Below are 25,485 nucleotides of genomic sequence, written 5' to 3' on the forward strand. Positions count from 1 at the left end.
TCACGGGCGTGTCTTCACGGATAGGGGCCCCTTTTCGCAACGGTCGGAGTGGTACGACGGCGGCGCTGGCATCCACGACCGAGTTTACGCCGGAACGCCGCGGCGGCGGCATCGGAATCCGTTGATCGGGATCGGCCGGACACCGGTCGAAGTGGTAGCGTCTATCGGTTGAAGCAAGCCAGCAACGCATACCGGAGGTTCCCCATGCTCAAAGGATTCAAGGATTTCATCCTGCGCGGCAACGTGATCGAACTGTCCATCGCCGTCGTGGTGGGCACCGCGTTCACGGCCCTGGTCAGTGCCTTCACCTCGAACGTCGTCAACCCGATCCTCGCTGCTGCCGGCGGAGTCGAGACCCACGGCCTGGGCTTCTACGTCTGGCCGGGCAACGACAAGACCTTCGTCAACATCGGCGCCGTGGTGACGGCCTTCCTGACCTTCCTCATCACCGCGGCGGTGGTGTATTTCATCTTCGTGGCCCCCATGAACCGGATCAACCGGATGGTCAAGAACCGGCTCAACGCCGCCGAGCCCGAGGAGAAACCGATCCCGGCCGACACCGCGCTGCTGGCCGAGATCCGCGACCTGCTGGCCACCCTGGCCGGTCCGGCGTCCGATGGCGGCCGCGCCGGCGCCGGGGAGCGCCCGGACGGGAACGCGCCGTCGGCCGTCCCTGCCGGAGTCGCTAGCCGCCGCCAGGCTTAAGACTCTGCGACGTCCTGTTCCTCGGGCGGGGTAAAGATGGACTCAATGGGTTGGCCGAAGAGCCGGGCAATACGGAAGGCCAGGGGCAAAGCTGGGTCGTAGCGGCCTGTTTCCAGGGCGTTTACGGTCTGCCGTGAGACACCGAGCCGGTCAGCGAGTGCGCCCTGGGTCCAGCCGCGGTCCTCCCGCAGGGTCTTGAGCTGGTTTTTCATCGTCGTCCAACGACCGCTCCGGAGACAATCCACCCGAGCATGCCCGCGCCGTAGATGATCCACCCGACGCCGGGAACGCTGAGCCCGGCAATCTCCAGGAAGGCCAGCGTCACAGAAGCAATCATGGCGACGGCGAAACCTCCCCCGAGCGCCTGCAGCAGGAGCAGCCGCTGGTAGTCGTCAATCCGGCGCACATGGCGCAGCACGGCGCGCACGATCCACAACGCCGGAATCACCGGCAGGACCGCCCAGAGGAATCGCCACGGGCTATTGCCGTCCAGGTCCCCCCACACCAGCACGCCGATGAGCACCACCGTGTAGGCGAGTATGCCCGGCCAAAATTCACGTTGATATGCGCGGGACTTCTCGCGGTCGCCCTCGCTACGATCCTTGCTGTCAAGTTTGTTTGTCATGGCTCCATCTTGGAACCCGGCCCTTGCGCCTGTCAAGGGTGCTTGTCACTGATTCTTGCGTGCCCTATGGCGGGCGGAAGGTGCGGAGTACTTTGATGGAGACACCCCCGCCGCTCGAGCCTGGATGCCAAGGAGGAACGCCATGCCGGATGTTAATTGGAACCACGAGCTGGTGGATCAATTGGAATGGCATTTTGTCCATCAGGCCCGCCCGAGGCTGGACGGGTTAACTGATGACGAATATTTTTGGGAGCCCGTTCCGGGCTGGAGTCTCCGGCGCAAGGACGCCTCAACGCCCCCGACCGCGCCAGGTGCCGGTGATTTCACCATCGATTTCAGCTATCCGGAGCCCGTTCCGGCTCCGGTGACGACCATTGCTTGGCGCCTGTGCCACATATTGGTCGGCGTGCTGGGCGCGCGCACGGCGTCGCACTTTGGCGGTCCAGCCGTGGATTACCAGAACTTCGCCTACCCGGGCACGGCGGCCCTGGCCCTGGGGCAGCTGGACGAGTATTACGCCCGGTGGATCCAGGGCGTGAAAAGCCTCGACGAGGCGGGTTTGGGGGCGCCCTGCGGCCCGGCCGAAGGTCCGTATGCCGATGCCCCCCTGGCGGCCCTGGTCCTGCACATCAACCGCGAGATGATCCATCACTTGGCCGAGGTCGCCCTGCTCCGAGACCTCTACGCGCACCGCCACTTGCTGCAACGCGGCTCGGAGGGTGGACCAGGCCTGTAGCGAGCCTGCCTCCCGCCCCATCCGGTCCGAAACTGTCACCCGGCGGCAACCCGGCCGAAACAGCTGACCGGAATCATGGGAATATGACGCGCAAAGCCCAAGGCAAAGCCCAGTCCCCTGCCGCCTCCGAGTTGAGCTGCGAAGTGTGTGGCCAGATGCCCGAACCGACCAAGGCGCGGCTGACCTTGGCCAATGTCGCCGTGATGCTTCCGATCGAACTGCTGGTGCACGCAGCGGTGGTGGAAACCCACCTGCCATACGTTGCCAAGGTCCTGGTTCTGACCATGACCGCGACCATTCTGGTGATCTGGGTGGCCGAACCCTCGGCGGCCCGGATGCTCAAGGGCTGGCTGCATGCTCCGGCCCTCCGCCACCGCAAACGGCTGGTCGCCGCGCCTGCCCTGTGGCGGGCGCGGACCGTACTCAAAGACAAGCCCGGGTCGCTGCAGAAACTGACGCAGGCCCTGGCCGGGCTGAACACGAACATCCTCAGCATTCATGTTCACCCCGTGGCCGGCGGCGTGCTGGACGAGTTCGTGCTCTCGGCACCGGGTGAAGTGCGCGAAGCCGAGCTGCTCCGGGCGTTGCGGGCAGGCGGCGGAGCGGATCCGCACGTCTGGCCGACCACCGCCCTGGCCATGGCCGACGGACAAACCGGCGCACTGAGCTTGGCCGCGCGGATCGCCGCCAGTCCGGAAGAGCTGCCGCTGGCCGTCGCGGAACTGCTGCGGGCACGGATCATCCCCGGACCGGCCGCCGGCAACGCCGACGTGCCACCCCGGACGGGCGGGGACGGGACGGTCCTGAAAATCCCTACGGCGTGGCACGGGCCCATTGCGTTTTCCCGGCCCGGCGAGCCGTTCACGCCGGCCGAATCGGCCCGCGCGCACCGGCTTGCCGAACTCGCGGAGATCCTGGCTCACCGGACCGCGGCACGCTAGCCCCGGCCGGTCCGCCAAGCGGAGTCCGCCTAGACGGCGGCCATTCTGATCTTGAGCGCGTCCGGTTCCAGGGTCACGGCCAGGTGCTTCCCGGTGCCGAGATGGTCGCCGTCCAGTTGAAACTCCTGCTCGCGCTCCAGGGTAATTTCGGCCGTTTTCCCTTGGAAGTAATCCACGGACTCGGTCTCGTTCTTGTTCTTGTTCCGGCCAAAGATGCCGGCAATCACGCCGAGCCAGCCGAGCCGGCCACGGGGGGACAGGATCAACAGGTCAAGGACGCCGTCGTCAGGTTTCGCCTCTGGGAAGATCTCGATGCCGCCCATAATCCGGCCGCAGTTGCCCACCATGACGCTGCGGATCCGGCGGCGGACGGGTTCCCCGCCGTCGACGCTGATCCTGGCCTTCACCGGCTTGCCGGGGAGTTTGCGGATGCCCGCCTCAACGTAGGCAAGCCAGCCCATCCGGTCCTTGAGCACGTCCACAGTGTCTGCCATGATGGCGGCGTCATACCCCAGTCCGGCCATCACCAGGAACACCTGCTCGACATCCGACCGATCAAGGGTCGCCTTGACGACGTCGACAGATCTGTCGCTGCCGTTCAGGACGTCGAAGCAGGCGGATAACGGATCGGTGATGTCCGCTCCGAGGTTGCGGGCCAGGAGGTTTCCGGTTCCCAGCGGCACCAGCCCCATGGGCGTTCCGGTGCCCGCGAGCACCTCTGCCACGCAACGGACGGTGCCGTCGCCGCCGGCGGCAATGACCACGTCGACCCCGGCTTCGAGGGCCTCGCGTGCCTGGCCGACTCCCGGGTCTTCGACCGTGGTTTCGAGCCAGAGCGGCTCTGCCCACCCCTGCGTCTCACACAGCCGGAAGATTGCGCCCTTGAGCGCGGGACCAACTGATTTGGCGGGGTTGATAACTACGGCGGCGCGCCGGGACGCTGCGTTGTCCTGGGTCTTCGGGGTTCCCGGAGTCGCGGTGTTGTTCTCTGTCATGGCGTCCTTAGGGGGCAATTGGGCGAAATAGTACCCGAACTGAAAGCCTAGCCGCAGTGCCCGCGTAACCTCCGCAGGGCCAGCGCAAATCGTGGACGTGCGCTCCGCCTCCTCACTAGACTGGGCTTCGTGATGTTCCGGGGGCTGCACTCCGGACGCCGAAAGCGGGGGCAGATGACTGAACCAGAGAAGTATTCAGCAACGGCTGAATCATCCAGCATGGATCCCCACGACTGGGGCCGGGCGATGGCACTCGCCCTCACGCGGCTGGCCGAGCAGATCGCACCCGATGGCAGCGAGGACATTCATGCCCTGGTGGTGGGCAGGAACTTGCACCTGAAAATCAGTGACGAGCCCGGGGGCGTCACGATCACAGTTTCCACAGATCCCATCCCAGACCCGGCTCCCTGACGGCTCTCTTCCCAGACGGCCCGTCAGGGCGGTGTTTCACCGTCCCGAGGTCAGGTCCTCGGAGATGACTTCCGCCGTGGCCACCGTGGCCTCACTCACGGCCTTGAGGTAGGCCTCGGGGTCGGCCTGCGCGGACACTGTCTGGGCCTGCAGCGAGACGTTGATCGCCGCCACCACCTTGGGCCCGTCGTGGACGGGCGCCGCAATGGACATCAGTCCCAGCTCCAGTTCCTGATCCAGCAGGCACCAGCCCTGGGCGCGGACCGTGTCCAGCTCCGCCAGAAGGGCCGCCCTCGTGCCGATGGCTCCCGGAGTCAGGGGCCGGATCTCTGCGGCCGCGAGGTAGTCCTCCAGCTTCGCCGGCGGGAGGGCCGCGAGCAGCACCCTGCCCATGGACGTCGCGTAGGCGGGGAAACGGGTGCCCACCGTGATGCCGACTGTCATGATCCGCCGGGTGGACACCCGGGCGATGTAGGCGATGTCTGTGCCCTCGAGCACCGCGGCCGACGTCGACTCCCCCAGTTCGAGCGAGAGCTCTTCCAGGTGCGGCTGGGCCAGCTGCGGGAGGGACAGCCCGGACAGGTAGGCGTAGCCGAGCTGCAGCACTTTGGCGGTGAGGGCGAAGATCTTGCCGTCGGTACGGACATAGCCCAACTCCGCGAGTGTGTGCAGGAACCGCCGGGCCGTGGCCCGGGTCAGCTCGGTCCGCGCCGCCACCTCGGTCAGCGTCATCTTTGGGTGATCCGTGTCGAACGCACGGATTACGGCGAGCCCGCGCGCCAGCGACTGCACGTACTGGTCGCTGGCCGCGGGCGCGCCGCCGCTCTTGGCTGGCTCAATCATTTCTCGCCTCTCGGTCCCGCATCACTTTAGCGGGGCGCACGTCATCCGGCCGCAGGACTGTCAGCTTGGGTCCGCGGCCCGGAGCGGCACCGGGACCATGGCCTGGAGTTCCTCAAGCGTGCAGCCGAACGTCTCCCGCACCTGGACGCCGTCGGGTCCGGTCAGGAAGACGGCCTTGTCGGTGTAGACGCGGGTCACGCAGCCGATTCCGGTGAGCGGGTAGGTGCACGCCTCCACGAGCTTGGACACGCCGTCGCGGGTCAGGAGCGTCATCATGACGAAGACGTCCTTGGCGCCGGTGGCGAGGTCCATGGCGCCGCCGACGGCGGGGATCGCGTCCGGCGCGCCGGTGTGCCAGTTGGCGAGATCCCCCGTGGCCGAGACCTGGAAGGCGCCGAGCACGCAGATGTCCAGGTGGCCGCCGCGCATGATCGCGAAGGAGTCCGCGTGGTGGAAGTAGGACGCCCCGGGAAGCTCGGTCACGGGGATCTTGCCGGCGTTGATGAGGTCGCCGTCGATCTGTTCTCCGGCGGCTTCCGGGCCCATGCCCAGCATGCCGTTCTCGGTGTGGAGCGTGATGTTCTGCTCCGGCTCGAGGTAATTGGAGACCAGGGTGGGCTGGCCGATGCCGAGATTCACGAAGGATCCGGGGGCGATGTCGCGGGCCACGAGGCGGGCGAGATCGTCACGGCCCAGCGGCTTGTCGGAAGCCTGGATATCGGCCTGGCTGCCGGTCTGGACACTGGCCTGGTCGTTGGTTGGGATGCTCATCTCAGGCCACGCTTTCTGTCTTGCCTGCGGCTGCGGCCACGCGGACGATGCTGTTGACGTAGATTCCGGGGGTCACGATGACTTCCGGGTCCAGGCCGCCGGTGGGGACGATCCCGGACACCTGGACGATGGTGTGTTTCGCGGCGGCGGCCATGATGGGACCGAAGTTCCGTGCGGTCTTGCGGTAGACGAGATTGCCCCTGCCATCAGCCGTCAGCGCCTTGATCAGGGCGACGTCGGCGTGGATAGGGGTCTCGAAGACCTGGCCGCGGCCGTCGAGGATGCGGGTTTCCTTGCCCTCGGCGAGCATGGTGCCGTAGCCGGTGGGCGTGAAGAAGCCGCCGATTCCGGCGCCGGCGGCGCGGATCCGCTCGGCGAGGTTGCCCTGCGGGACGAGTTCGAGTTCGATCTGGCCGGTGCGGTACTTTTCGTCGAAGTGCCAGGAGTCGGACTGCCGCGGGAAGGAGCAGATCATTTTCTTGACCCGGCCTTCCTTGATGAGCAGGGCCAGGCCCTGGTCGCCCTGGCCGGCGTTGTTGTTCACCACGGTCAGGTCGGTGGCGCCGCCGTCGAGCAGCGCGTCGATCAGTTCGAAGGGTTGCCCGGCGTTGCCGAAGCCGCCGATCATCACGGTGGAGCCGTCTTTGATGCCGGCCACGGCCTCGCCGACGGTGTCAATGAAATTCAGCATGGCCTAGCCCTTCACTGGTTGTGCCGACGGGTTATGCCCCCGGGCGGAGGTGACGTTCTCGAGCACGACGGCCAGGCCCTGGCCGACGCCGATGCAGATCGCGGCGACGCCCCAGCGCTGCCCGGAGGCCTGCAGGCTGCGGGCCAGGGTGCCGAGGATCCGCCCGCCGGAGGCGCCGAGAGGGTGGCCCATGGCGATCGCGCCGCCGTGCCGGTTCACGATGGACGGGTCGATGTCCCAGGCGTTGATGCAGGCCACGGACTGCGCGGCGAACGCCTCGTTCAGTTCGACGGCGCCCACCTGGTCCCAGCCGATGCCGGCCTTCGCGAGGGCCTTGTTCGCGGCCTCGACCGGGGCGTAGCCGAAGTACTGGGGGTCGTTGGCGTGCGCGCCGCGGCCGGCGATGCGGGCCAGCGGTTCCAGGCCGAGGATCCCGGCGGCGGCATCGGAACCGAGCCAGGCCGCGGAGGCGCCGTCGGAGAGCGGGGAGGCGTTCCCGGCGGTGACGGTGCCGTTCTCTGTCCGGAACACGGTTTTCAGCCCGGCGAGTTTCTGGGCCGAGGAGCCGGCCCGGATGCCCTCGTCGCGGACCAGGTCCGTGCCGGGGACCGGGGCGACGAGGTTGTCGTAGAACCCCTCGTCCCAAGCCGCGGCAGCGAGGTTGTGCGAGTTCGCGGAGAACTCGTCCTGCGCCTCCCGGCTCACGCCGTACTTCTCGGCCAGCCGTTCGGTGGCCTCGCCCAGGGAGATGGTCCAGTCCGTGAGCATGGCCTGGTTCACCAGCCGCCAGCCCAGCGTGGTGGAGGCCAGGGTCAGGTCCCCGGCCGGGTAGGGCTTCTCGGTCTTCGGCAGCACCCAGGGGGCGCGGGACATAGACTCGGCGCCGCCGATCAGCATGAGTTCGGCGTCGCCGGTGTTGATCTGGCGGGAGGCGATGATCGCCGCGTCCAGGGAGGAGCCGCAGAGCCGGTTGACCGTGGTGCCGGGAACCGAGACCGGCAGCCCGGCCAGCAGGGTGCCCATCCGGGCGATGTTGCGGTTTTCCTCGCCGGCGCCGTTGGCGTTGCCGAAGACCACCTCGTCGATCCGTTCGACGTCGAGGGCCGGGGCGCGCTTGACGATCTCACCGATTACGTGGGCGGCGAGGTCGTCCGGGCGGACGGCCGCGAGGCCGGATCCGAACTTGCCGAACGGGGTCCGGACAGCATCGTAGATGAAAGCCTGGTTCATGAGTTTTTATCCATTTCAGTGCTGTCCATTTCTGCCTGGTCCATGGAATGGAACACTTGCTGGGCGGTCTTGAAGGCGGTGTTGGCGGAGGGGACCCCGCAGTAGATGGCGGTCTGGAGCAGGATTTCCTTGATCTCGTCCCGGCTCAGGCCGTTGGTGATGGCGGCGCTGACGTGCATGGCCAGTTCTTCCCAGTGCCCGTGGGCCACCATGGCCGTAAGCGTGACGGCGGAGCGCATCTGCCGGCTGATCCCGGGCCGGGTCCAGATGCCGCCCCAGGCGATCCGGGTGATCATGTCCTGGAAGTCCTCGGTGAAGGAATCCTTGTTGGCGTTGGCGCGGTCCACGTGCGCGGCGCCGAGGACTTCGCGGCGGACCTTCATGCCGCCGTCGTAGATTTCCTGGCTGGTCGCGCCTGGCTGGACCACACCATTGCGTTCGGGGCCCGTCATGCGCCCGCTCCCTGGGTCTCGGTCCAAGTGATGAGGCCCTTCAGGAGCTCGGCCATGTGGCCCGGCGCCTCGAACGGAGCCAGGTGTGCCACGCCCTCCAGGCTGACGGCCGTGGCCGTGCCGCCGCCGGAGGCGATGCCCCCGGCGACTTCCTCTGCCATCGACGGCGGAGCAACGGCGTCCAGGGCTCCGGCAACAACCTGGGTGGGGACGCGGATGGTGCCCAGCTGGTCCCGCACGTCGAAGCCGGCCAGGGCCTCGCAGCAGAAGGCGTAGCTGAGGCGGTCGGCGTCCCGGAGGGTGTGCAGGAGCCGGCTGCTGAGTTCCGGCTGGCTCTCCATGAACCCGGGCGCGAACCAGCGCTGCGCCGAGCCCTGGATCATCACCGGGGTTCCCTGGGTGCGCACGGTTTCGGCGCGCTCCAGCCAGCCCTCGGGAGTGCCTATCTTCGCGCCGGAGCACTGCACGGAGAGGCTCTTGAGCCGGTCGCCGTGCTTGATAGCGAGCTGCAGGCCGGTGGCCCCGCCGAGGGACACCCCGGCGTAGTGGAAGCGCGCACCCGGGGCGATCGAATCGACCAGGCCGATCACGGCGTCTGCGAGGTCAGCGACCGTGAAGGTCTCCTGGGCCGCCGGCGAGACGCCGTGCCCGGGCAGGTCCCAGGCGACGACGTCGACGTCGACGCCTAGCAGGGCGCCGGCCTGGCTCCACACCAAGGAGGATGTTCCGAGCGAGGGCCCGACGATGAGGAGGGGTTTCTCGCCCAGCGCACGCTGGGGCGAGAGCAGGACTGCTTTGACGGTGGGTCTAGCCACGGGAGGCTCCATTCTGGAGGTGGGGGGCGGTGGCACGGTCATATTCAGGTGAGGCCGGGCTGGCGGCGTATTCCGGGTAGGCCGCGAGAATGCGTCGGGAGATGTCGACGGCCTGGCCGAGGAAGTTGGCCGGGTTCAAAAGCTCCTCAAGCCGGGCGTCGGTGAGCAGCTCGTCCGGGACAGCCGCGCGGAGCAATGCCCGGTAGGTGGCCGCCTGCTCCGCGGCCGGGGCCCGGAGTGTTGTGTCGACGACGGCCTGCAACCGCTGTTTCCCGGTCCGGCCCGATCCCGTCCCGGCGCTGCGCCCGTCCAAAAGCGGCGCGACGGCGGCGTTGACGGCTTCGGAGAGCAGCAGCGGTCCGGCGAGGTCCAGGTTGCGGCGCATCGCCACCGGGAAGACCTCCAGCCCTTCGGCCAGTTGGCGCAGCTGCGCCGCGGCGCCGAGCGCCAGGCGCAGCAGCTGGCGCAGGGCCGCCCATTCGCTGTGCCAGGCGCCGTCGGGGCGCTCGTCGTTGAAATTGGCGGCGGCGAGATGCAGCTGTGCGGCCAGGGCCGGGGACTGCAGGGCGGCGCTGCGGATCAGCACGGACAGCACGGGGTTCTGCTTCTGCGGCATGGCCGAGGACACGCCCCGCCCCGCGGCGCGTGGTTCGGCGAGCTCGGCCACTTCCGGCCGGCTCAGGAACAGGACGTCGGCGGCCACCTTGCCGGCCGCATCCGTTACGGCCGCCAGCGCGTCGCCGAGCGAGGTCACGGCCAGCCGGTTGGTGTGCCAGGGGGCGGGCACGGTGGCGAGACCCAGGCGGGCGGCGAGCCGGTCGGCGAGGTCCAAGGGAGACAACTCAGCGCCGGCAGTGAGCACCGTGCCTGCGGCGAGGGTCCCGGCGGCACCGCCGGTCTGTACCGGCAGTTCGAGGGCCTCGAGCCGGCTTGCCGCGGCGGCGAGCCCGTTGAACCACTGCGCGGCCCGCAGCCCGAAGCTGTAGGGCAGCGAGTGCTGGGTCAGGCTGCGGGCAACACAAAGCGTGGCCCCATGGGCCTCGGCGAGGCCGGCGAGGGCGGACGTTGCCCCCTTGAGCTCGGTCAGCAGTTCGCGCACGGCCCCGGCAGCAAGCACCATCAGGGCCGAGTCGAGCACGTCCTGGCTGGTCAGCGACGTGTGAACGGCCTGTACAGCGCCAAGTCCGGCAGCGTCCAGGTTCCTGACCTGTTCCCGGAGGTCGGCCAGCAGCGGGATGACGGGGTTGCCGCCGCCCTGGGCGCGGACGGCGATGGCCGCGACGTCGTACCGCTGCACGTCCGCGGCGGCGGCCACCACCGCGGCGGACCCGGCCGGGGCGAGACCAGCTTCGTCCAGGACCGCCGCCCAGGCAGCCTCCACCTTGAGGATGGCGGCGAGCACCGCACGGTCCCCGGTCAGCGCCGCCACCAGCGGCGACGCCGACACTGGACTCAGCAGGCCAAAGTCACCGTCCAGGCCAGAGTCGCCGGCCAGGCCGGCGCCGCCGTCGGTTTCTAAGGACGTCACGTCGAGGGACCCTCGGCGTCCCTGAAATCCAGGAACACGGTCTCGCCGTCGCCCTGCAGGCGGATGTCCCAGCTCAGGCCGCCGTCGGGGTCCCGGCGGGCGATCAGGGTCCGGCGCCGTTCCGGGTCCAGCGAGCTGAGCAGCCGGTCCCGGGACAGGGCCGCCTCGTCCTCCGGCAGGTAGACCCGGGTGAACAGGCGGTTCATGAGGCCGCGGGCGAACACGGCCACCGCGATGAACGGCGCAGCCCCGGCTTCGGTGGGTCCCGGATTCACGGTGGTGAACGTGAACGTGCCGGTGTTCCCCACGGCTGTGCGGCCGAATCCCGTGAAGGTGTAACCGTCACGGACCAGGGAGCCCGTGTGATGCGGAACCTTGCCGTCCGCGTCTGCCTGCCAGATTTCCAGGATCGCGTCCGGGATCGGGTGGCCCGCGCCGTCATACACGGTGCCCTGGAGCCGGATGGATCCCGGAGAACCGGGGGGCAGGAGCTCGCGGTCCTTGGCGTAGGGCAGGGCGTAGCCGAAGAATGGTCCGACTGTCTGCGCCGGTGTCGGCGCCAGTTGGGTGGGCTTATTCATGGTCGCCTTCCGCTCCGAGGGCCTCGTTTTCGGTCCAGGTCCGCTTGGACCCGGTGAGGACGATGTCCCAGTTGTAGGCCATGGCCCATTCGGGTTTGGTCTGCTCGTGGTTGTAGGTGGCCACGAGCCGGTCGCGGGCGTCCTGGTCCACGATCGACTGGTAGATCGGGTCCAGCGGGAACAGCTGGTCGCCCGGGAAGTACATCTGGGTGATGATCCGCTGGGTGAATTCGGAGCCAAACAGGGAGAAATGGATGTGGGCCGGCCGCCAGGCGTTGAGGTGGTTCTTCCACGGGTACGCGCCGGGTTTGATGGTGGTGAAGCTGTAGGTGCCGTCCGGGCCCGTGATGCAGCGGCCGACGCCGGTGAAGTTGGGGTCGATCGGCGCCGGGTGCTGGTCCCGCTTGTGGATGTAGCGGCCGGCGGAGTTGGCCTGCCAGATTTCGACGAGCTGTCCGGCGACGGGGCGTCCGTCGCCGTCGAGCACGCGGCCCGAGACGATGATGCGTTCGCCCAGCGGCTCGCCGTTGTGCGCGATGGTGAGGTCCGACTCGAGCGCGTGGACGTCCATGTGCCCGAACGCCGGCGAGTACAGTTCAATGGTTTCCGGGTCCGCGTGGTGCAGGCTCTTCGTGGGGTGGCGCAGGACGCTGCTGCGGTACGGCGCGTAGTCCAGCCGCGGCTGGATCTCGGCCGGGGCTCCGTCCTTGAGGGCCCGGCCGTAGGCCTCCCCGATCGCCTTCATCTCGGCGCTGAGGTCTGCCTGGGACTCAAGGGCGGCATCCCCGGCAGGGACAGCACTGGCGTACGTCTTTGGTGCGGCCTCCGTGGTCTGGTTGGCCAAGTCCTCGGTGATCGGGTCGGCGTTGAATATCTCGAGATTGATTTCTTCAGGCACAGCAGCCTCCTTTCGATGGTGTGATTGTTGTTCGGGCAAGTGATCAGGGACGGCGGGCCAGCTGGTGCAGGTGGTCGTACTGGACGGCGTGCCGCACGGGCGCGTTTGGAGCGCCGTAGCCGTCGTAGGCGCCGCGGCGTTCCACCATTTCGAAAAACACGCTGCCCACCGTGGCCGTGTAGAAATGCAGGAATTCGCCGTCGGCATCACGGTCGTAGAGCAGGTTGAGGTCGCGGAGCGTGGCCAGGAAATCCGGCTCCAGCGCGAACCGGGCATCGAGGTCCTCGTAGTAGTTCGCCGGGATCTGCAGGAAGTCCAGGCCGCGGTCCCGTGCGGCCCGGGCCGTTGCGACCAGGTCATCCACCGCGAACGCGATGTGTTCCTGGTAGCCGGGGCGGGGGCCGGGTGTCCCTACGATGCCAGCGGCGGTGCCTGGTGTGGTTCCTTCCTGCTGGATCAGCGGGGCCAGGTTCAGCACCAGGCGGACGCCGCGGTCCTGCGTGAGCATCACTTGGGACCGGACCAGTCCGGTGGGGCTGGCTACCTCGGCGAACGGCTGCGGTTCCAGCGCGAGGGCGCTGGTGTAGAAGAGCACGGCCTCATCGAAGTGCTGCCACGGCTGGGCGAGGTTGACGTGGTCGATCACGGCGCCCGGGTTCGCGGCCCGGTCCGCCGCGGGTTGGTCCAGACCGTCGCCGAATTCCCGGGTCCACGCGGCGGTGCCGTCCGGGTTTCCCTGGCACAGGAAGATTTCGGTGGAGTCCGGGGCGGCGAAGCCCTGGAAGATCTCCTCGTTGGCCTGGCTCTTGCGCGGCACGGCCGGGGCCTTGAGCTGCTGGGCGCGGGCGGCGGCGATCACCGGGGAGTCGACGTCGAAGCCAACGGCAGAAATGGCAGCGGGAATAGCAGGCGCCGACGTCGGCTGGCCGCCGGCGGGTGGCTCTTCGTTGATGATCACGCGGGCATGGCCCATGGTCCACAATTGCACGTCCTTGGTCCGATGCCGCCCGTTGAATGCAAACCCCAGCTGGCCGAGCAGGGTTTCCAGGCCTGCGGTGTCCCCTGTGCGGACCTCGGCGAAGTTGAAGCCGGCGGGCTCGGCCACCCGGGGAAGGGTGGCGAGCTCCATGGGGTAGCGGCGCCGGGCGGGAGCGCCGGGCGCCTGACCTGTCACACCGCTGGCCACCTCGCCTTCGGCGAGGGCCTGGCTTGCCTCAAGCCAGGCGGCGCTTTGCTCTTCGAGCCAGATCAGCGACCGCATGGCGTCGACGGCGGTGCGTTCGACGTCGGACTGGCGGAAGACGTCGTTGAACACCTCCAGCGACACCGGTCCGGTGTAGCCGGCCCGGACCACGTGGCCCATGAACTTGGCGAGCTCGAACTGGCCCTCGCCCGGGAACACCCGGTAGTGCCGGCTCCAGGACAGCACGTCCATGGAGAGCTTGGGGGCATCGGCGACCTGCACGAAGAAGATCTTCTCCGGGTTGAAAACCTCGATCGGCGCGGTGTCCCAGTCCCGGGAAAGGATGTGGAACGAGTCCAGGCAGGTGCCCAGGTTGGGGTGGTCCACGATGCCGACCAGCCGGTGGGCGTGCTCGTAGTCGTTGACGTACTTGCCCCAGGCCAGGGCCTCATAGGCGATCCTGACGCCGTGTTCACCCGCGAGGTCCGCGAGCCGGGCGAGCTGGGTGGCGCGGAGCTCGTCATCGTCGATCGTGGCCGTGCCGACGTTGGAGCAGAGCAGCATGGTGTCCATGCCCAGGCGGGACATGAGCCGGAACTTGGCGTCCGCGCGGCGCAGGTTGGCTGCGAGCAAGTCCTCCGGGACGCTGTCGAAGTCGCGGAACGGCTGGTAGAGGTCCAGGGTGAGGCCGAGGTCGGCGGCCAGTTTCCGGACATCCTCCGGGCTAAGCGGGGAGGTCACGAGGTCCTGTTCGAAGATCTCGATCCCGTCGAAGCCGGCCACGGCGCAGGCCTGCATTTTTTCGCGCAGAGTGCCGGCGAGGCAGACGGTGGCGATTCCGGTGCGCATCAGGCGGCCACTTCTTCGGCGGCGACAAGTTCCAGGAAGTGGGAGCGCATGCGGTCGGCGTCGGCCGGGCGCCCGGTGAAGATCCGGAAGGCGTCCGCCGCCTGGCCCACGGCCATCCGGCCGCCGTCGAGCACCTTGCAGCCCTTGGCGCGCGCCTCGCGGACAAGCTCGGTTTCGATCGGCCGGTACACGATGTCGGCCACCCAGTGCCGGGACTCCACGAGGGATATGTCCAGCGGAACGCCCGGGTGGGCGGCCATGCCCACGGGGGTGCAGTGCACCAGACCGTCGGCCTGTGGCATGAGCTGCGGGAGCTCCGCCGTCGTCCGGGCAGTGACGGTCCGGTCCGGGAAGAATCCGGCGAGTTCTGCCGCCCGGGCGGCGCACCGGGCCAGGTCGGTGTCCACGAGGTCCAGCTCGCGGACCCCCGCGGTGAGCAAGGCGTAGGCGACGGCGGAACCGGCGCCACCGGCACCAAGCTGCACCACGCGGTCCAGGGTGGCGCCGGGGAGCCCGGAGGCCAGCGCCGCCGCGAAGCCGGAAAAGTCGGTGTTGTAGCCGATGAAGCGGCCCTCGCGGATGACCACGGTGTTGACGGCGCCCAGGCGCCGGGCATCGGCCGAGACCTCGTCGAGGTAGGCGAGCACGAGCTGCTTGCAGGGGTGCGTGATGTTCAATCCGTTGAACCCCAGGCTCCGGGCGCCGGCGAGCAGCTCCCCCACGGCTTCGCCGGGCAGGCCCAGTTCGGTGAGGTCGATGGGGCGGTAGAGGTATCGGAGGCCCTGCACGTCGCCCTCGCGTTCATGCATGTAGGGCGTGAGGGAGGGCATGACGCCGTCTCCCACGAGGCCCACGAGGAAGGACTCTGCTCGATTGCTCATCCGGTTAGCTCCTTTGACAACTGCACTCGGCGGGCGCTGACGCTTGCGGCGTCCGCGGCGGGCCGGGTGATGGGGATTACATTACAGAGTTTGTTCACATGTTGCACTATTGTTCGAATGACGAACTTTTTATTACGGAAATTCTTGTTACGCCAGCGGCGCCTGCGGGCTCGCCGCCACCGCTGAAGCGGACCGTCGTTACCGCTGGGGCAGCCTGGCCGATAGCTCCGCGGCCGCCGCCTGCAGCAACGGCACAAGGGCCACCAGGGATTCCATGCTCAGGCGGAACACCGGGACTGCCGTGGCCAGCGAGGCGAAGACGTGGCCCTGGGCGTTGAAGACCGGGACCGCGACGGCCCGCATGCCGAGCTCGTTTTCCTCGTCCATGGTGGCGTAGCCCTGGCGCCGGACCTGTTCGATTTCCGCCCGGAACGCCTCGCGGTCCGTGATGGAGAGCGCCGTCAGCGGCTCCAGGGGCAGCTCGTCGACGAGCTGGGCGCGGGTAGCGTCATCGGCGAACGCCACCAGCGCCTTGCCCACGGAGGTGGTGTGCAGTGCCCCGAGATGACCGGGATCGCTGGTAACCCGGAAGGTCTGCGGACCGTCCACCTTGTTCACCGTCAGGTGGTGGATGCCGTCCCGCACGGAGAGGATGGTCGCCTCGCCCGTTTCCTCGGTGACTCGCCGCAGGATGGGCAGGGCCGTACCTGCAAACCCGTGGTGGTTTGAGACGCGCTGGCCGAGCTGGAAGACCCGCAGCCCCAGGTGGTAGCGGCGGCCGTCCGGCTCGTAGTCGACGAATCCGTCGCGCGTCAGGGAGCCGAGCAGGCGGTAGGTGGTGCTGAACGGCAGCTCGGCCCGCCGGGAGATTTCCGCGGCGCTGGCTCCGCGCGGCTCATCCCCCAGGAGGACCAGCAGGCCCAGGGCCTTGCCCACCATGTCCGTCCGCGAGTCCTCCTTGGCAGCCTTAACGGGCTTCGAGGGAGCTTCTAACGGAGGGCCGGAAACGGCGGGTACATCTGTGTCTTGATTCACACTCATGCATTCATGTTGCCACATGGTGAGAGCTATTTCTAGATGGTGATTATTTTTCTTGACAAGTGACTGCGCTCACAGTCATGCTTGCTACATCGCACAAGTAGCTTCCACCATGTGGCTACTAGTCCGGGTCTTTCCACGGACTTCCGGTTGCACCACACTTGAACAAACGGCAGCCGAGACCTTCCTGATCCATCCGCGACAACGTCGTCACACCAAAGGAACACCATGAGCCACACTGTCCCGTCCACGACGCCGGGTATCACCACAGGAGGGACGCCGAAGAAGGCTGCCCTCGCCAGCTTCCTGGGCAGCGCCGTCGAATACTACGACTTCTTCATCTTCGGTTCCGCAGCGGCACTGATCTTCCCGCACGTCTTCTTCCCCGATGCGGACACCAACGCGGCCATCATGTCCTTCGCTACCTTCGGCTTCGCCTACGTGGCCCGTCCGGTCGGCGCCGTCATCCTCGGCCACTTCGGCGACAGGGTGGGCCGCCGGAAGGTCCTCATGTTCACGCTGCTGCTGATGGGTGCCTCCACCTTCGTCATCGGTTGCCTTCCGGACTTCAATACGGTCGGCTGGTGGGCTCCGGCCCTGCTGGTGCTGGCACGGCTCTGCCAGGGCCTGTCCGCAGCCGGCGAGCAGGCGGGCGCGTCCTCGATGACGCTTGAGCACGCCCCCGATGGCCGCCGCTCCTTCTTCACCTCCTGGACCCTGACCGGCACGCAGGGCGGCCAGATCCTCGCGGCCCTCGTCTTCATCCCCGTCCTGGCCCTGCCCGACGAGATCAAGTACACCATCGGCTGGCGCATCCCGTTCTGGCTCAGCGCCGTGGTTGTGCTGGTGGCGTTCTTCATCCGGCGCACCCTGCACGAGCCGCCGGCCTTCGAGGAAGCCCAGAAGACCAAGCAGATCTCCAAGCTCCCGGTTGCCGACCTCCTCAAGAGCCACTGGCGCGATGTCCTCCGCGTCATCGCCTGCGCCTTCATCGCCGCCGTGTCCACCGTCTTCGGCACCCTGGCCATCAGCTACGCCAAGAACGTCGCCGGCGTGGACGGCACCACCACCCTCTGGCTCGTAGTCGGCGCCAACTTCCTGGCCCTGGGCACCCAGCCGCTGTTCGGCATGCTCGCGGACCGGATCGGCCGCAAGCCGGTCTTCATCTACGGCGCACTGTCCAGCGCGGTCCTGACCCCGGTCTTCCTGCTGAGCCTCGAATCCGGCAGCGTCCCGCTGATGTTCCTGGCAGCCATCGCCTTCTTCTCCTTCGGCTACGCGGCAGCAAACGCGGTCTGGCCCTCCTTCTACGCCGAGATGTTCAGCACCAACGTCCGCTTCTCCGGCCTCGCAATCGGCACCCAGCTGGGCTTCCTGATGGCCGGCTTCGCCCCGGCGATCGTCGCGGCCATGGGCGGCATCCAGTCCGGCGGCTGGGTCCAGATCTCCATCTTCACGGCCATCATCTGCCTGATCGCCACCATCGCGGCATTGACGGCCAAGGAAACCTTCCGCGTCCCCACCCGGGAGCTCGGCCAGCGCTAGGTTCCCGCCCGGCTGTGGCTCACCGCAGGACGGCGGCACGTCCCTTCTGGGGCGGGCCGCCGTCGTCGTTAAGGCGTTAAGACGTTTACGCGCCGCCTTTGTTGGGGCGCTAAGGCGTGGCGCCGAGCACCGCGGCGAGATCGAACTTCACCGGCTCCTCCAGCTGGTCATAGGTGCAGGAGCGCGGATCCCGGTCCGGACGCCAGCGCACGAACTGGGTGGTGTGGCGGAACCGTGCGCCCTCCATGTGGTCGTACTTCACTTCCACCACGCGCTCGGGCCGCAGCGGGGTGAAGGACAGGTCCTTGCCGCCGCTCCACCGGCTTCCCTCGGCCTTCCGCGGCGTCCGCGCCCCCTCCTCCTGCCGGGCCCAGGCCCAGGGGTGGTCCTCGAAACCGGTGACCAGCTCCTGCAGCTCGGCAAACAGCTCCGTGCGCCGTGCCATCGGGAAGGCGCCCACCACGCCGACATTCGCCAGCACCCCGGCGTCGTCGTAGAGTCCCAGGAGCAGCGAGCCGATCCGGTCCGGACCGGAGGTGTGCACGCGGTATCCGGCAAGCACACAGTCCGCCGTCCGTTCGTGCTTGACCTTGACCATCGCGCGCTTGTCCGGCTGGTAGGTGCCCTCCAGCGTCTTGGCCACGATGCCGTCCAGTCCGGCGCCTTCGAACTGCCGGAACCAGCGCTGCGCGGTGTCCCGGTCGGAGGTCGCGGCGGTCAGGTGGACCGGAGCCGCACTGGCTGCGAGTGCGCGTTCGAGCTCCCGCCGGCGCTCGGCGAAGGGTTGGCCGGTGAGGTCCTCGTCGCCCAGGGCCAGCAGGTCGAACGCCACGAAGCGCGCCGGGGTCTGTTCGGCGAGCAGCTTCACCCGGCTGGCGGCCGGATGGATGCGCTGCTGGAGCGCATCGAAGTCGAGCCGGTCCCCGGAGGCCGCCACCAGGATGATCTCGCCGTCCACCACGCAGCGTTCCGGCAGCTCGGTCTTCAGCGCCTCGACGAGCTCGGGGAAGTAGCGCGTCATCGGCTTGCCGTTCCGGCTGCCGATCTCCACCTCGTCGCCGTCGCGGAAGATGATGGAGCGGAATCCGTCCCACTTCGGTTCAAAGAGCCAGCCCTTTCCGGTGTCCGGCACTGGCAGGGCGGGGAGGGATTTGGCCAGCATGGGCGCAATGGGAGGCATCAACGGCAGTCGCATAGCGCCCATTCTTGCGCCGCTGACCGGGCACCGCCAGCCCCCACGCAGTGGTTCCTCGACGAGGGTTTCCTCAACAGGGGTCTCCTCAACGAGGGGTCCCTCGACACGGCCCCGCCCCCACGGTAGACATGGGTGATGGTTACCATCGGGTTCCACGCCTCGCATGAACAGATCAGCCCCGGCCGCCTCCTCAAGGACGTGCAGTTGGCCGAGCAGGCCGGCTTCGATGCCGCCATGTGCTCGGACCATATTGAGCCGTGGTCCGCCCGGCAGGGCCACTCCGGGTTCGCCTGGTCCTGGCTCGGGGCCGCGCTGGCCACCACCGGCCTGCGCTTCGGGGTGGTGACGGCGCCCGGGCAGCGCTACCACCCGGCGATCATCGCGCACGCCTCGGCCACCCTGGCGGACATGTTCCCTGGCCGCTTCTGGATGGCCCCGGGCAGCGGCGAGTACATGAACGAGCACGTCACCGGCGGGGCCTGGCCGCCGAAGGAGACGCGGCAGCGCCGGCTGGAAGAGTGCGTTGACATCATCCGCCGGCTCCACGCCGGTGACGTTGTCACACACCACGGGCTGGTCACAGTGGAGCAAGCCCGGATCTGGGACGTTCCGGAGACCAAGCCTCCGCTCATTGCCCCGGCCGTGAGCGTGCAAACAGCGCGCCGGGCGGCGGCCTGGGCGGACGGACTGGTCACCGTGAACCAGCCGCCCGAAAAGCTGAAGGACATGCTGGCGGCCTACCGGGACGCCGGTGGCCGCGGGATCGCTGCCCTCCAGGTCCACCTGTCCTGGGCGCCGACAGAGGCCGAGGCCGTCGCGATCGCCGTGGACCAGTGGCGCACCAACGTCTTTGCACCGCCGATTCCCTGGGACCTGCCCACGGCGGCCCATTTCGACGGCGTCAGCGCCGGTGTCCAGGAGGATCAGGTCCGGGCGGCCGTCAACATCTCCTCCGATCCCGGTCAGCACGCCCAGTGGCTCGCCTCCTACCTGGACCTTGGATTCGATGAGCTGTACCTGCACTTCGTCGGCCAGGAGCAGGCGCCGTATATCGACTTCTTCGCCGAACACGTCCTCCCCCAGCTCCGGCCCGCTGGACCAACGCTGACCGGAACGGACGGTGCGCTGTGAGAATCGCCGAAACCTCTGACCTCTGGTGGAAAAACGCGGTGATCTACTGCCTGGACCCGGAGACATTCTTCGACGGCGACGGCGACGGCACCGGGGACTTCGGCGGCCTGATCCAGCGCGTGGACTATCTTGCCGCGCTCGGAATCACCTGCATCTGGCTCATGCCCTTCTACCCCTCCCCGGACCGCGACGACGGCTACGATGTCACCGACATGTACGGCGTGGACCCCCGGCTAGGGAGCCCGGGGGACCTGGTCGAGTTCATCCGCACCGCCAACGACCGCGGCATCCGGGTGATCGCTGACTTTGTCATCAACCACACCTCCGACCGGCACCCGTGGTTCGTCCAGGCCCGCAAGTCCGTGGACAACCCCTACCGCGACTACTACGTCTGGCGGAAGGACACGCCGCCGGACACCTCGGACCAGGTGGTGTTTCCGGGCGAGGAAACGTCCATCTGGACCCAGGACAAAGCCACCGGTGAGTGGTATCTGCACATGTTCGCCAAACACCAGCCGGACCTGAACGTGATGAATTCCAAGGTGCGGGACGAGATCGCGAAGTCGATGGGGTTCTGGCTCCAACTGGGCCTGGACGGCTTCCGGCTGGACGCGGTGCCGTTCTTCCTGGAGCTGCTCGGCGAGCCCAAGGACGAAGCCGCGAAAATCGACCCGCACCAGTACCTGAGCGCCCTGCGCAGCTTCCTCAACCGCCGCCAGGGCAGTGCCGTGCTGCTGGGCGAGGTCAACCTCCCGTACAAAGAGCAACTGAAGTACTTCGGCGGCCCCGCCGGCAACGAGCTGAACATGCAGTTTGATTTCCTCTCGATGCAGAACATGTACCTGTCGCTTGCCCGGCAGGACGCCCGGCCGCTGGCCCGGACGCTCAGCAGCCGTCCGAAAATCAACCCTGACAACCAATGGGCCATGTTCGTCCGGAACCACGATGAGCTCACGCTGGACAAACTCAGCGATGACGAACGCGCGGAAGTCTTCGCAGCCTTCGGCCCCGATCCCGACATGCAGATGTACGGCCGGGGACTGCGACGGCGGCTGCCCACCATGCTCGGCGGCGACCCGGCCAGGATTCGCATGGTCTACTCCCTGATGTTCTCGCTGCCGGGCACCCCGGTGCTTTTCTACGGCGAAGAGATCGGGATGGGCGAGGATCTGCGGGCGAAGGGCCGCTCGGCCGTCCGCTCCCCCATGCAGTGGGACGACACCGGGAACGGCGGCTTCTCGACCGCCCCGGCCGGGGACCTCGTCGCTCAGCCCGTGGATGGACCCTTCGGCCCGGCGCACATCAACGCCACGGCCGCGAAACGCGATCCGGACTCGCTGTGGAACTTCGTCGCGACGCTGATCCAGCGCTACCGGGAATGCCCCGAACTCGGCTGGGGCAGGTTCGAACTCATCAAACAGGCCTCACCGGCAGTGCTGCTGCACCGCTGCACCTGGGACGGCTCCATGGTGATTGTCGCCCACAACTTCGGCGCCGAGCCGGCGTCCGTGACGGCCGCGGTGGCGGCATCGCCGGAGGAGAGCGTGGAAGGCGAGGAAGGCGGGCCGGAGGCTCCGGACGGAACGGGCGTTGCGGGGCCTTCGTACGCCGGGGCCGTGCTCCGGGACCTGCTCGGCCGCGAGGACATCCCGCTCTCCGACGACGGCTCTTTCGAACTCCCGCTGGACCGCTACGGGTACCGGTGGTTCCGGGTCCAGCACCCGGGGGAACGCCAACTCCCCTGAGGCGGCCGCCGGCATGAAGGGGACGGCATGAAGGAGGCCGGTAACCGCGGCGCCGTCGAAAACTAACCGGCCCCTTACCGTGCTGAAACGCGGACGCAACATTGGCGCAGGACACTGGAACTGCCGGCAAGAGCAGGCACCAACTCCAGTCCAGGAGGCCCCGCCATGTTGAAGGAAGCGAAAACCCATGTAACCCGTATCCGCGCCCTCGACCAGCTGCACCGCGGCGACGAGATCGAGGCCCGCCTGCGGGTGGGCCCGAACTACGACGACGTCGTGGTCCGCCGCGGCAGCGTCCAGGAAACGGCCCCCGGAATCGGCGTCGTCTGGATCATGGACCGCCACACCGGCATGCGCAAAGCCATTAATGCCGACGAATGCTCCGTCTGGCGGGTCGCTTGAGGCGTCAGCCTCCCGCCACTGACTGGATGATGAGGACTTCCTGGCCTGGTGCCACGGCAGTCACCAGGCCCTGCAGCCGCCGGATCTCATTCCCGTTGACGTATATATTCACGTAACGGCGAACAGCTCCGGTCTCGTCCCGCAACCGCCGCGACAACGCCGGATAGTCCCCGGTCACCGCATCCAGCAGCCACTCCACCGTTACCGCTGCCTCCGCGGGCGCAGTCAGGATGGACTGCCCGCCGGCCAGCGGTTGAAGGACGCTCGGCAGGACCACACTGATCGCCGAATCCGCCGGCATGGACTCGCCGCTGATCATGGCGCTGTTCATGCGATTGTTCATCCCTTCACAGCTGCGCCGGAAGCAGGGCGGCGGAAACCACCGCTGCCCGCACGCACAGCACGTCCGGCAGGTGCGAGGCCACTTCGGTGAAGTGTTCCCCTTCGTCAACGCTGGCGTAGACGCTGCCGCCCCGCGTTCCGAAGTAGACGCCCGCTGGCTCCGCGCCGTCGACGCTGGCGGCATCGCGCAGCACGGCGTTGTACTCGGCTTCCGGGAGCCCGGCGTCGAGCCGCTTCCAGCTGGCACCGGCGTTATCGGTCCGGTGCACGGCCAACTTCCCGTCCGGCGGAATTCGTTCACCGTCAGCCTTCAGTGGGATCACCCAGGCCGTACCGGCCCGGCGCGGATGCGTCAGCATCACAAAGCCGAAGTCCGCCGGCAAACCCTCGGCGATCGACTCCCACGATTCGGCGTCGTCGTCGCTGCGGTACACGCCGTGGTGGTTTTGGGCGTAGAGGCGGCCGTCGACGGCGGCGTCGGCCGCGATCTTGTGGACACACTGGCCGAATTCCGGGTTGGGGTCCGGCATAAAGTAAGCAGAAATCCCCTTGTTGCGCGGCTCCCAGGACGTGCCGCCGTCGAGCGAGCGGTAGACCCCTCCCGTGCTCATGGCAACGTGGACTTTCTCGCCCGTGGGGTCAACGACGATCGAGTGTGCCGCGGCGCCGCCATAGCCTGCGCCCCATTCGCTGCGGTGCGGATGGTCCCACAGGCCGCGGTTGAGCTCGAAGTGCTCGCCACCGTCGGTCGATTTCCAGACGGAGATCGGTTCGCAGCCCGCCCACACGACGCCGGGGCGGGAGTCGGCGTCGGGGTGGATCTGCCAGATCCGTTCCAAGGCGGCGTCGGTGCCGTCAGGGAACGTGATGGCACCGTTTTCGGGTTCGTTCCAGGTTTCGCCCAGGTCATCGGAGTGGAAAACCGTGGGACCCCAGTGCTCGGAGCGGACGCCTACCAGGATCCGGGTCCGGCCATCGCGGGTATCGATGCCGATGCTGGGCACCTCACTCATCAGAAAATGCGGCCCGGACAGGGACCAGTCCCTTCGGTCCCGGCTGGTCGCCAGCCAAAGGCCCTTCTTGGTCCCGATCGCCAGGACATAACTCTCTGCAGTAGCCATGCGTCCCATGCAACCATCCCCGCCGGAAGGCCGCAATGGTTTTCTACCCGCGCCGCAGGTATGCGCTACCGCGCCGGTGGCATCCGTATCAATCGACGAACTCCGACTGAGTCTCGATGAAGTCCCAGTCCGCAGAAGTCAATACCGCGGCGCCGCCGGCGGATGATTCAGCGGGACGGGGGCCACCTGCGGCGGCGATCCCCTGCTGTACGGCCTCGGGCAGTTCGACGGTCCGGAGGTTTTCCCGGAGCCATTCCTTGCTCGCCAAATCCAGATCCAACCACCACATGTAAATCTCCACGGCGGCCACCTCCTCCTGTGTTCTTCAACCGTAGGCCCCGTCCCCGGGCTGTTCAAGGGACTACGCGGCAAACAGCGTCAGCACCGTCCCGAGCTGCGGGAACGGGAAGTAAGCCCCTGTTCAGGGCAGCACACCGGAGCCAGAATTAAGTATGTCTGACAACCCCGCCAACAGCACGGCGCCCCTCGTGGTGGGCGTGATTCCGGGGCAGCATCCCGAAGTGCTGCAGATGGCGGCATCCCTTGCGAAGAGCCTCGCCGCGCCAATGATCTGCGCCTACGTGGACGAGGCAAGCTACCTCGTGGAGTGGGATCCGGCGCGGTCCGCGCACCGCCTGTCGCTGCACCCGGACGCGGACGACGCCCGGACCAGGGAGACCACCCAGGAGTTGCGTTCCGGCATTGAGGCACGCTGCGCCAGCCTGGGGATCGACTGGACGCTGCGCACCCTTGCCGGAGACCCCGCCCGGGCTATCGGCAGGCTGGCCGCGGACGCCAACGCGTGCATGATCGTGGTGGGAACCCCCGAGCGCGGCATCGGCCACCGCATTTCCGCGGCGCTCAACGGCTCTGTGGCGGCGTGGTTGAGCCACCATCAGGACCGTCCGATCCTGATTGTGCCGGCGCCCGCTCCGGAAGGTAGAAAATAAAGCGAAAGTACTTATTCGGGGTTCTGGTGTTATCCCACGTCCGCCGAGTAAGCTCGATGTGTAGGCCGGAAGAACCGCCTACCCCAAAGTTGCTCCGGAGTGCGTATCCCCCAATAACGCACTCCGGAGCTCTTTAATTTGCGCAACGTCCCAGTTACAGCACCGGCCCGCACGGAGGGTTGAAAGATACCCCTAGGGGGTATATGTTGGGGGTATGAGCGAGTCAGAAGTCCCCGTCACGGCGCGCCTGGACCCGTCACCCCTCGACCTATCACCCCACGAGCAGCACGGCTACACGGCCAACAAGGATGCCTACCTCCGCCGGCTCAAGCGGATCGAAGGGCAGGTCCGCGGCATCGCCCGGATGGTTGACGAGGACAAGTACTGCATCGACATCCTCACCCAGGTCGCCGCCGTCACCAAGGCCCTGCATGCCGTGAGCCTGGGCCTCGTCGAAGAGCACATCGGCCACTGCGTAGTCGGCGCCGCCGCCGAGCCGGATCCCGAGCTTCGGGCCGAGGCCATCGATTTCAAAGTCAAGGAAGCCACCGATGCCATCGGACGCCTCCTGCGCTAGGACCTGCACCACCCACCACACCACCGGGCCGGGGAACCATCACCTGCCCAGCGACAAGGAGCACGCCATGGCCACCGTTTCCACCACCGTCAACGTATCCGGCATGACCTGCGGCCATTGCGTGTCCTCCGTCAGTGAAGAACTTGAGGCGCTCTCCGGCGTCGAAAAGGTCGACGTCGACCTCAAGGCCGGCGGCATCTCCGCCGTCACGATCACGTCCAGCGAAACACTCTCCTCCTCCGAGATCGGCGAGGCAGTCGCCGAGGCCGGCTACCTCGTGGTCGCCAGCGAAGCCTGAGTGACG

The 25,485-nt window shown here is 67.7% G+C and carries 30 protein-coding genes; 11 read left to right on the forward strand and 19 right to left on the reverse strand.

Going from position 1 to position 25,485, the window contains the following annotated elements; all coding sequences use genetic code 11:
* The first annotated feature begins 204 nt into the window (after nucleotides 1-204).
* Nucleotides 205-705, forward strand: coding sequence for a large conductance mechanosensitive channel protein MscL (gene mscL / locus M2428_RS06070; protein WP_277524626.1), 501 nt, complete (start codon nucleotides 205-207; stop codon nucleotides 703-705).
* Here the strand turns inward: mscL and M2428_RS06075 are convergent.
* Complete coding sequence (locus M2428_RS06075) at nucleotides 702-917, reverse strand: helix-turn-helix transcriptional regulator (protein WP_277524628.1); 216 nt, start codon at nucleotides 915-917, stop codon at nucleotides 702-704. The genes mscL and M2428_RS06075 overlap by 4 nt on opposite strands.
* Nucleotides 914-1,330, reverse strand: coding sequence for a hypothetical protein (locus tag M2428_RS06080; protein ID WP_277524630.1), 417 nt, complete (start codon nucleotides 1,328-1,330; stop codon nucleotides 914-916). Before M2428_RS06080 ends, M2428_RS06075 begins: the two co-directional genes overlap by 4 nt.
* Nucleotides 1,331-1,472: 142 nt before the next feature.
* Here M2428_RS06080 and M2428_RS06085 point away from each other — a divergent pair, with 142 nt between their 5' ends.
* Nucleotides 1,473-2,066 (forward strand): DinB family protein, encoded by a 594-nt coding sequence (locus M2428_RS06085; protein ID WP_277524631.1) that lies wholly within the window; start codon nucleotides 1,473-1,475, stop codon nucleotides 2,064-2,066.
* 83 nt (nucleotides 2,067-2,149) lie between these two features.
* Nucleotides 2,150-3,007 carry an ACT domain-containing protein gene (locus tag M2428_RS06090; RefSeq protein ID WP_277524633.1) on the forward strand — a complete coding sequence of 286 codons (858 nt, stop codon included), beginning with the start codon at nucleotides 2,150-2,152 and terminating at the stop codon, nucleotides 3,005-3,007.
* 29 nt (nucleotides 3,008-3,036) lie between these two features.
* Here the strand turns inward: M2428_RS06090 and M2428_RS06095 are convergent, their stop codons facing one another.
* The gene (locus M2428_RS06095; protein ID WP_277524634.1) at nucleotides 3,037-4,002 is read right to left on the reverse strand and encodes a diacylglycerol kinase family protein; all 966 of its coding nucleotides are present in this window, start codon (nucleotides 4,000-4,002) and stop codon (nucleotides 3,037-3,039) included.
* Between the two features lie 174 nt (nucleotides 4,003-4,176).
* Here M2428_RS06095 and M2428_RS06100 point away from each other — a divergent pair, with 174 nt between their 5' ends.
* A complete protein-coding gene (locus M2428_RS06100; protein WP_277524635.1) occupies nucleotides 4,177-4,413 on the forward strand; it encodes a hypothetical protein in 237 nt (78 codons plus the stop codon).
* Between the two features lie 36 nt (nucleotides 4,414-4,449).
* Here the strand turns inward: M2428_RS06100 and M2428_RS06105 are convergent, their stop codons facing one another.
* The 12 genes from M2428_RS06105 to M2428_RS06160 all read right to left on the reverse strand — a co-directional run bounded on the left by M2428_RS06105 (nucleotide 4,450) and on the right by M2428_RS06160 (nucleotide 16,176).
* Nucleotides 4,450-5,256: an IclR family transcriptional regulator C-terminal domain-containing protein gene (locus tag M2428_RS06105; protein ID WP_277524637.1), complete on the reverse strand. Its 807-nt coding sequence runs from the start codon at nucleotides 5,254-5,256 to the stop codon at nucleotides 4,450-4,452.
* A gap of 60 nt (nucleotides 5,257-5,316) precedes the next feature.
* Entirely contained in the window at nucleotides 5,317-6,027 is a 711-nt protein-coding gene (locus M2428_RS06110) for a 3-oxoacid CoA-transferase subunit B (protein WP_277524639.1), read from the reverse strand.
* A gap of 1 nt (nucleotide 6,028) precedes the next feature.
* Nucleotides 6,029-6,718 (reverse strand): 3-oxoacid CoA-transferase subunit A, encoded by a 690-nt coding sequence (locus M2428_RS06115; protein WP_277524641.1) that lies wholly within the window; start codon nucleotides 6,716-6,718, stop codon nucleotides 6,029-6,031.
* 3 nt (nucleotides 6,719-6,721) lie between these two features.
* Entirely contained in the window at nucleotides 6,722-7,948 is a 1,227-nt protein-coding gene (locus tag M2428_RS06120; protein WP_277524642.1) for a thiolase family protein, read from the reverse strand.
* The gene (gene pcaC / locus M2428_RS06125; protein WP_277524643.1) at nucleotides 7,945-8,400 is read right to left on the reverse strand and encodes a 4-carboxymuconolactone decarboxylase; all 456 of its coding nucleotides are present in this window, start codon (nucleotides 8,398-8,400) and stop codon (nucleotides 7,945-7,947) included. The genes M2428_RS06120 and pcaC overlap by 4 nt, the downstream gene beginning before the upstream one ends.
* On the reverse strand, nucleotides 8,397-9,215 hold the full coding sequence (locus tag M2428_RS06130) for an alpha/beta fold hydrolase (RefSeq protein ID WP_277524645.1): 819 nt from the start codon (nucleotides 9,213-9,215) through the stop codon (nucleotides 8,397-8,399). The genes pcaC and M2428_RS06130 overlap by 4 nt, the downstream gene beginning before the upstream one ends.
* Nucleotides 9,208-10,692 (reverse strand): lyase family protein, encoded by a 1,485-nt coding sequence (locus M2428_RS06135; RefSeq protein WP_277525513.1) that lies wholly within the window; start codon nucleotides 10,690-10,692, stop codon nucleotides 9,208-9,210. Before M2428_RS06135 ends, M2428_RS06130 begins: the two co-directional genes overlap by 8 nt.
* A 47-nt stretch (nucleotides 10,693-10,739) precedes the next feature.
* Entirely contained in the window at nucleotides 10,740-11,324 is a 585-nt protein-coding gene (gene pcaG, locus M2428_RS06140; RefSeq protein WP_277524647.1) for a protocatechuate 3,4-dioxygenase subunit alpha, read from the reverse strand.
* Nucleotides 11,317-12,168, reverse strand: coding sequence for a protocatechuate 3,4-dioxygenase subunit beta (gene pcaH / locus M2428_RS06145; RefSeq protein WP_277525514.1), 852 nt, complete (start codon nucleotides 12,166-12,168; stop codon nucleotides 11,317-11,319). The genes pcaG and pcaH overlap by 8 nt, the downstream gene beginning before the upstream one ends.
* Before the next feature lie 97 nt (nucleotides 12,169-12,265).
* The gene (locus M2428_RS06150; protein WP_277524648.1) at nucleotides 12,266-14,254 is read right to left on the reverse strand and encodes a sugar phosphate isomerase/epimerase and 4-hydroxyphenylpyruvate domain-containing protein; all 1,989 of its coding nucleotides are present in this window, start codon (nucleotides 14,252-14,254) and stop codon (nucleotides 12,266-12,268) included.
* Nucleotides 14,254-15,135, reverse strand: coding sequence for a shikimate dehydrogenase (locus M2428_RS06155; RefSeq protein WP_277524650.1), 882 nt, complete (start codon nucleotides 15,133-15,135; stop codon nucleotides 14,254-14,256). The genes M2428_RS06150 and M2428_RS06155 overlap by 1 nt, the downstream gene beginning before the upstream one ends.
* Before the next feature lie 198 nt (nucleotides 15,136-15,333).
* Nucleotides 15,334-16,176: an IclR family transcriptional regulator gene (locus tag M2428_RS06160; protein WP_277524652.1), complete on the reverse strand. Its 843-nt coding sequence runs from the start codon at nucleotides 16,174-16,176 to the stop codon at nucleotides 15,334-15,336.
* A 225-nt stretch (nucleotides 16,177-16,401) separates the two neighbouring features.
* On the opposite strand from M2428_RS06160, the gene M2428_RS06165 reads away from it, so the two are divergent.
* Nucleotides 16,402-17,718 (forward strand): MFS transporter, encoded by a 1,317-nt coding sequence (locus tag M2428_RS06165; RefSeq protein ID WP_277524654.1) that lies wholly within the window; start codon nucleotides 16,402-16,404, stop codon nucleotides 17,716-17,718.
* Between the two features lie 109 nt (nucleotides 17,719-17,827).
* Here the strand turns inward: M2428_RS06165 and M2428_RS06170 are convergent, their stop codons facing one another.
* Nucleotides 17,828-18,913 (reverse strand): ATP-dependent DNA ligase, encoded by a 1,086-nt coding sequence (locus M2428_RS06170; RefSeq protein ID WP_277524656.1) that lies wholly within the window; start codon nucleotides 18,911-18,913, stop codon nucleotides 17,828-17,830.
* A gap of 135 nt (nucleotides 18,914-19,048) precedes the next feature.
* Here M2428_RS06170 and M2428_RS06175 point away from each other — a divergent pair, with 135 nt between their 5' ends.
* The 3 genes from M2428_RS06175 (at nucleotide 19,049) to M2428_RS06185 (ending at nucleotide 22,191) form a co-directional block, all read left to right on the forward strand.
* Nucleotides 19,049-20,044: a TIGR03885 family FMN-dependent LLM class oxidoreductase gene (locus tag M2428_RS06175; protein ID WP_277524658.1), complete on the forward strand. Its 996-nt coding sequence runs from the start codon at nucleotides 19,049-19,051 to the stop codon at nucleotides 20,042-20,044.
* Nucleotides 20,041-21,789 carry an alpha-amylase family protein gene (locus tag M2428_RS06180; RefSeq protein ID WP_277524660.1) on the forward strand — a complete coding sequence of 583 codons (1,749 nt, stop codon included), beginning with the start codon at nucleotides 20,041-20,043 and terminating at the stop codon, nucleotides 21,787-21,789. The genes M2428_RS06175 and M2428_RS06180 overlap by 4 nt, the downstream gene beginning before the upstream one ends.
* A gap of 165 nt (nucleotides 21,790-21,954) precedes the next feature.
* Nucleotides 21,955-22,191: a hypothetical protein gene (locus M2428_RS06185; RefSeq protein WP_277524662.1), complete on the forward strand. Its 237-nt coding sequence runs from the start codon at nucleotides 21,955-21,957 to the stop codon at nucleotides 22,189-22,191.
* Nucleotides 22,192-22,195: 4 nt separating this feature from the next.
* On the opposite strand, the gene M2428_RS06190 is transcribed toward M2428_RS06185, so the two are convergent.
* From M2428_RS06190 to M2428_RS06200, 3 genes are all read right to left on the reverse strand, one after another.
* Nucleotides 22,196-22,522: a MoaD/ThiS family protein gene (locus M2428_RS06190; RefSeq protein WP_277524663.1), complete on the reverse strand. Its 327-nt coding sequence runs from the start codon at nucleotides 22,520-22,522 to the stop codon at nucleotides 22,196-22,198.
* 16 nt (nucleotides 22,523-22,538) lie between these two features.
* Nucleotides 22,539-23,663, reverse strand: a complete 1,125-nt coding sequence (locus M2428_RS06195) for a sialidase family protein (protein WP_277524664.1) — start codon at nucleotides 23,661-23,663, stop codon at nucleotides 22,539-22,541.
* A gap of 79 nt (nucleotides 23,664-23,742) precedes the next feature.
* On the reverse strand, nucleotides 23,743-23,955 hold the full coding sequence (locus tag M2428_RS06200) for a hypothetical protein (protein ID WP_277524666.1): 213 nt from the start codon (nucleotides 23,953-23,955) through the stop codon (nucleotides 23,743-23,745).
* A gap of 151 nt (nucleotides 23,956-24,106) precedes the next feature.
* On the opposite strand from M2428_RS06200, the gene M2428_RS06205 reads away from it, so the two are divergent.
* From M2428_RS06205 to M2428_RS06215, 3 genes are all read left to right on the forward strand, one after another.
* A complete protein-coding gene (locus M2428_RS06205) occupies nucleotides 24,107-24,604 on the forward strand; it encodes a universal stress protein (RefSeq protein WP_277524668.1) in 498 nt (165 codons plus the stop codon).
* A gap of 214 nt (nucleotides 24,605-24,818) precedes the next feature.
* The gene (locus M2428_RS06210) at nucleotides 24,819-25,181 is read left to right on the forward strand and encodes a metal-sensitive transcriptional regulator (RefSeq protein WP_277524669.1); all 363 of its coding nucleotides are present in this window, start codon (nucleotides 24,819-24,821) and stop codon (nucleotides 25,179-25,181) included.
* A 67-nt stretch (nucleotides 25,182-25,248) separates the two neighbouring features.
* A complete protein-coding gene (locus M2428_RS06215; protein ID WP_277524670.1) occupies nucleotides 25,249-25,479 on the forward strand; it encodes a cation transporter in 231 nt (76 codons plus the stop codon).
* Nucleotides 25,480-25,485 lie beyond the last annotated feature (6 nt).

It is taken from the genome of Arthrobacter sp. ES3-54 (genome assembly GCF_029504395.1).
In the GTDB taxonomy this organism is placed as follows: Bacteria; Actinomycetota; Actinomycetes; order Actinomycetales; family Micrococcaceae; genus Arthrobacter.

Bases quoted from the DNA above. Each gene is read 5' to 3' on its own strand.
- M2428_RS06105 (WP_277524637.1), bottom strand. From the start codon at position 5,256: ATGATTGAGCCAGCCAAGAGCGGCGGCGCGCCCGCGGCCAGCGACCAG.
- M2428_RS06195 (WP_277524664.1), bottom strand. From the start codon at position 23,663: ATGGGACGCATGGCTACTGCAGAGAGTTATGTCCTGGCGATCGGGACC.
- M2428_RS06190 (WP_277524663.1), bottom strand. From the start codon at position 22,522: ATGAACAGCGCCATGATCAGCGGCGAGTCCATGCCGGCGGATTCGGCG.
- M2428_RS06090 (WP_277524633.1), top strand. From the start codon at position 2,150: ATGACGCGCAAAGCCCAAGGCAAAGCCCAGTCCCCTGCCGCCTCCGAG.
- M2428_RS06175 (WP_277524658.1), top strand. From the start codon at position 19,049: ATGGTTACCATCGGGTTCCACGCCTCGCATGAACAGATCAGCCCCGGC.
- pcaC (WP_277524643.1), bottom strand. From the start codon at position 8,400: ATGACGGGCCCCGAACGCAATGGTGTGGTCCAGCCAGGCGCGACCAGC.
- M2428_RS06150 (WP_277524648.1), bottom strand. From the start codon at position 14,254: ATGCGCACCGGAATCGCCACCGTCTGCCTCGCCGGCACTCTGCGCGAA.
- pcaG (WP_277524647.1), bottom strand. From the start codon at position 11,324: ATGAATAAGCCCACCCAACTGGCGCCGACACCGGCGCAGACAGTCGGA.
- M2428_RS06215 (WP_277524670.1), top strand. From the start codon at position 25,249: ATGGCCACCGTTTCCACCACCGTCAACGTATCCGGCATGACCTGCGGC.
- M2428_RS06095 (WP_277524634.1), bottom strand. From the start codon at position 4,002: ATGACAGAGAACAACACCGCGACTCCGGGAACCCCGAAGACCCAGGAC.
- M2428_RS06080 (WP_277524630.1), bottom strand. From the start codon at position 1,330: ATGACAAACAAACTTGACAGCAAGGATCGTAGCGAGGGCGACCGCGAG.
- M2428_RS06160 (WP_277524652.1), bottom strand. From the start codon at position 16,176: ATGAGTGTGAATCAAGACACAGATGTACCCGCCGTTTCCGGCCCTCCG.
- M2428_RS06085 (WP_277524631.1), top strand. From the start codon at position 1,473: ATGCCGGATGTTAATTGGAACCACGAGCTGGTGGATCAATTGGAATGG.
- M2428_RS06100 (WP_277524635.1), top strand. From the start codon at position 4,177: ATGACTGAACCAGAGAAGTATTCAGCAACGGCTGAATCATCCAGCATG.
- M2428_RS06155 (WP_277524650.1), bottom strand. From the start codon at position 15,135: ATGAGCAATCGAGCAGAGTCCTTCCTCGTGGGCCTCGTGGGAGACGGC.
- M2428_RS06120 (WP_277524642.1), bottom strand. From the start codon at position 7,948: ATGAACCAGGCTTTCATCTACGATGCTGTCCGGACCCCGTTCGGCAAG.
- mscL (WP_277524626.1), top strand. From the start codon at position 205: ATGCTCAAAGGATTCAAGGATTTCATCCTGCGCGGCAACGTGATCGAA.
- M2428_RS06115 (WP_277524641.1), bottom strand. From the start codon at position 6,718: ATGCTGAATTTCATTGACACCGTCGGCGAGGCCGTGGCCGGCATCAAA.
- M2428_RS06165 (WP_277524654.1), top strand. From the start codon at position 16,402: ATGAGCCACACTGTCCCGTCCACGACGCCGGGTATCACCACAGGAGGG.
- M2428_RS06205 (WP_277524668.1), top strand. From the start codon at position 24,107: ATGTCTGACAACCCCGCCAACAGCACGGCGCCCCTCGTGGTGGGCGTG.
- M2428_RS06170 (WP_277524656.1), bottom strand. From the start codon at position 18,913: ATGCGACTGCCGTTGATGCCTCCCATTGCGCCCATGCTGGCCAAATCC.
- M2428_RS06185 (WP_277524662.1), top strand. From the start codon at position 21,955: ATGTTGAAGGAAGCGAAAACCCATGTAACCCGTATCCGCGCCCTCGAC.
- M2428_RS06210 (WP_277524669.1), top strand. From the start codon at position 24,819: ATGAGCGAGTCAGAAGTCCCCGTCACGGCGCGCCTGGACCCGTCACCC.
- M2428_RS06110 (WP_277524639.1), bottom strand. From the start codon at position 6,027: ATGAGCATCCCAACCAACGACCAGGCCAGTGTCCAGACCGGCAGCCAG.
- M2428_RS06075 (WP_277524628.1), bottom strand. From the start codon at position 917: ATGAAAAACCAGCTCAAGACCCTGCGGGAGGACCGCGGCTGGACCCAG.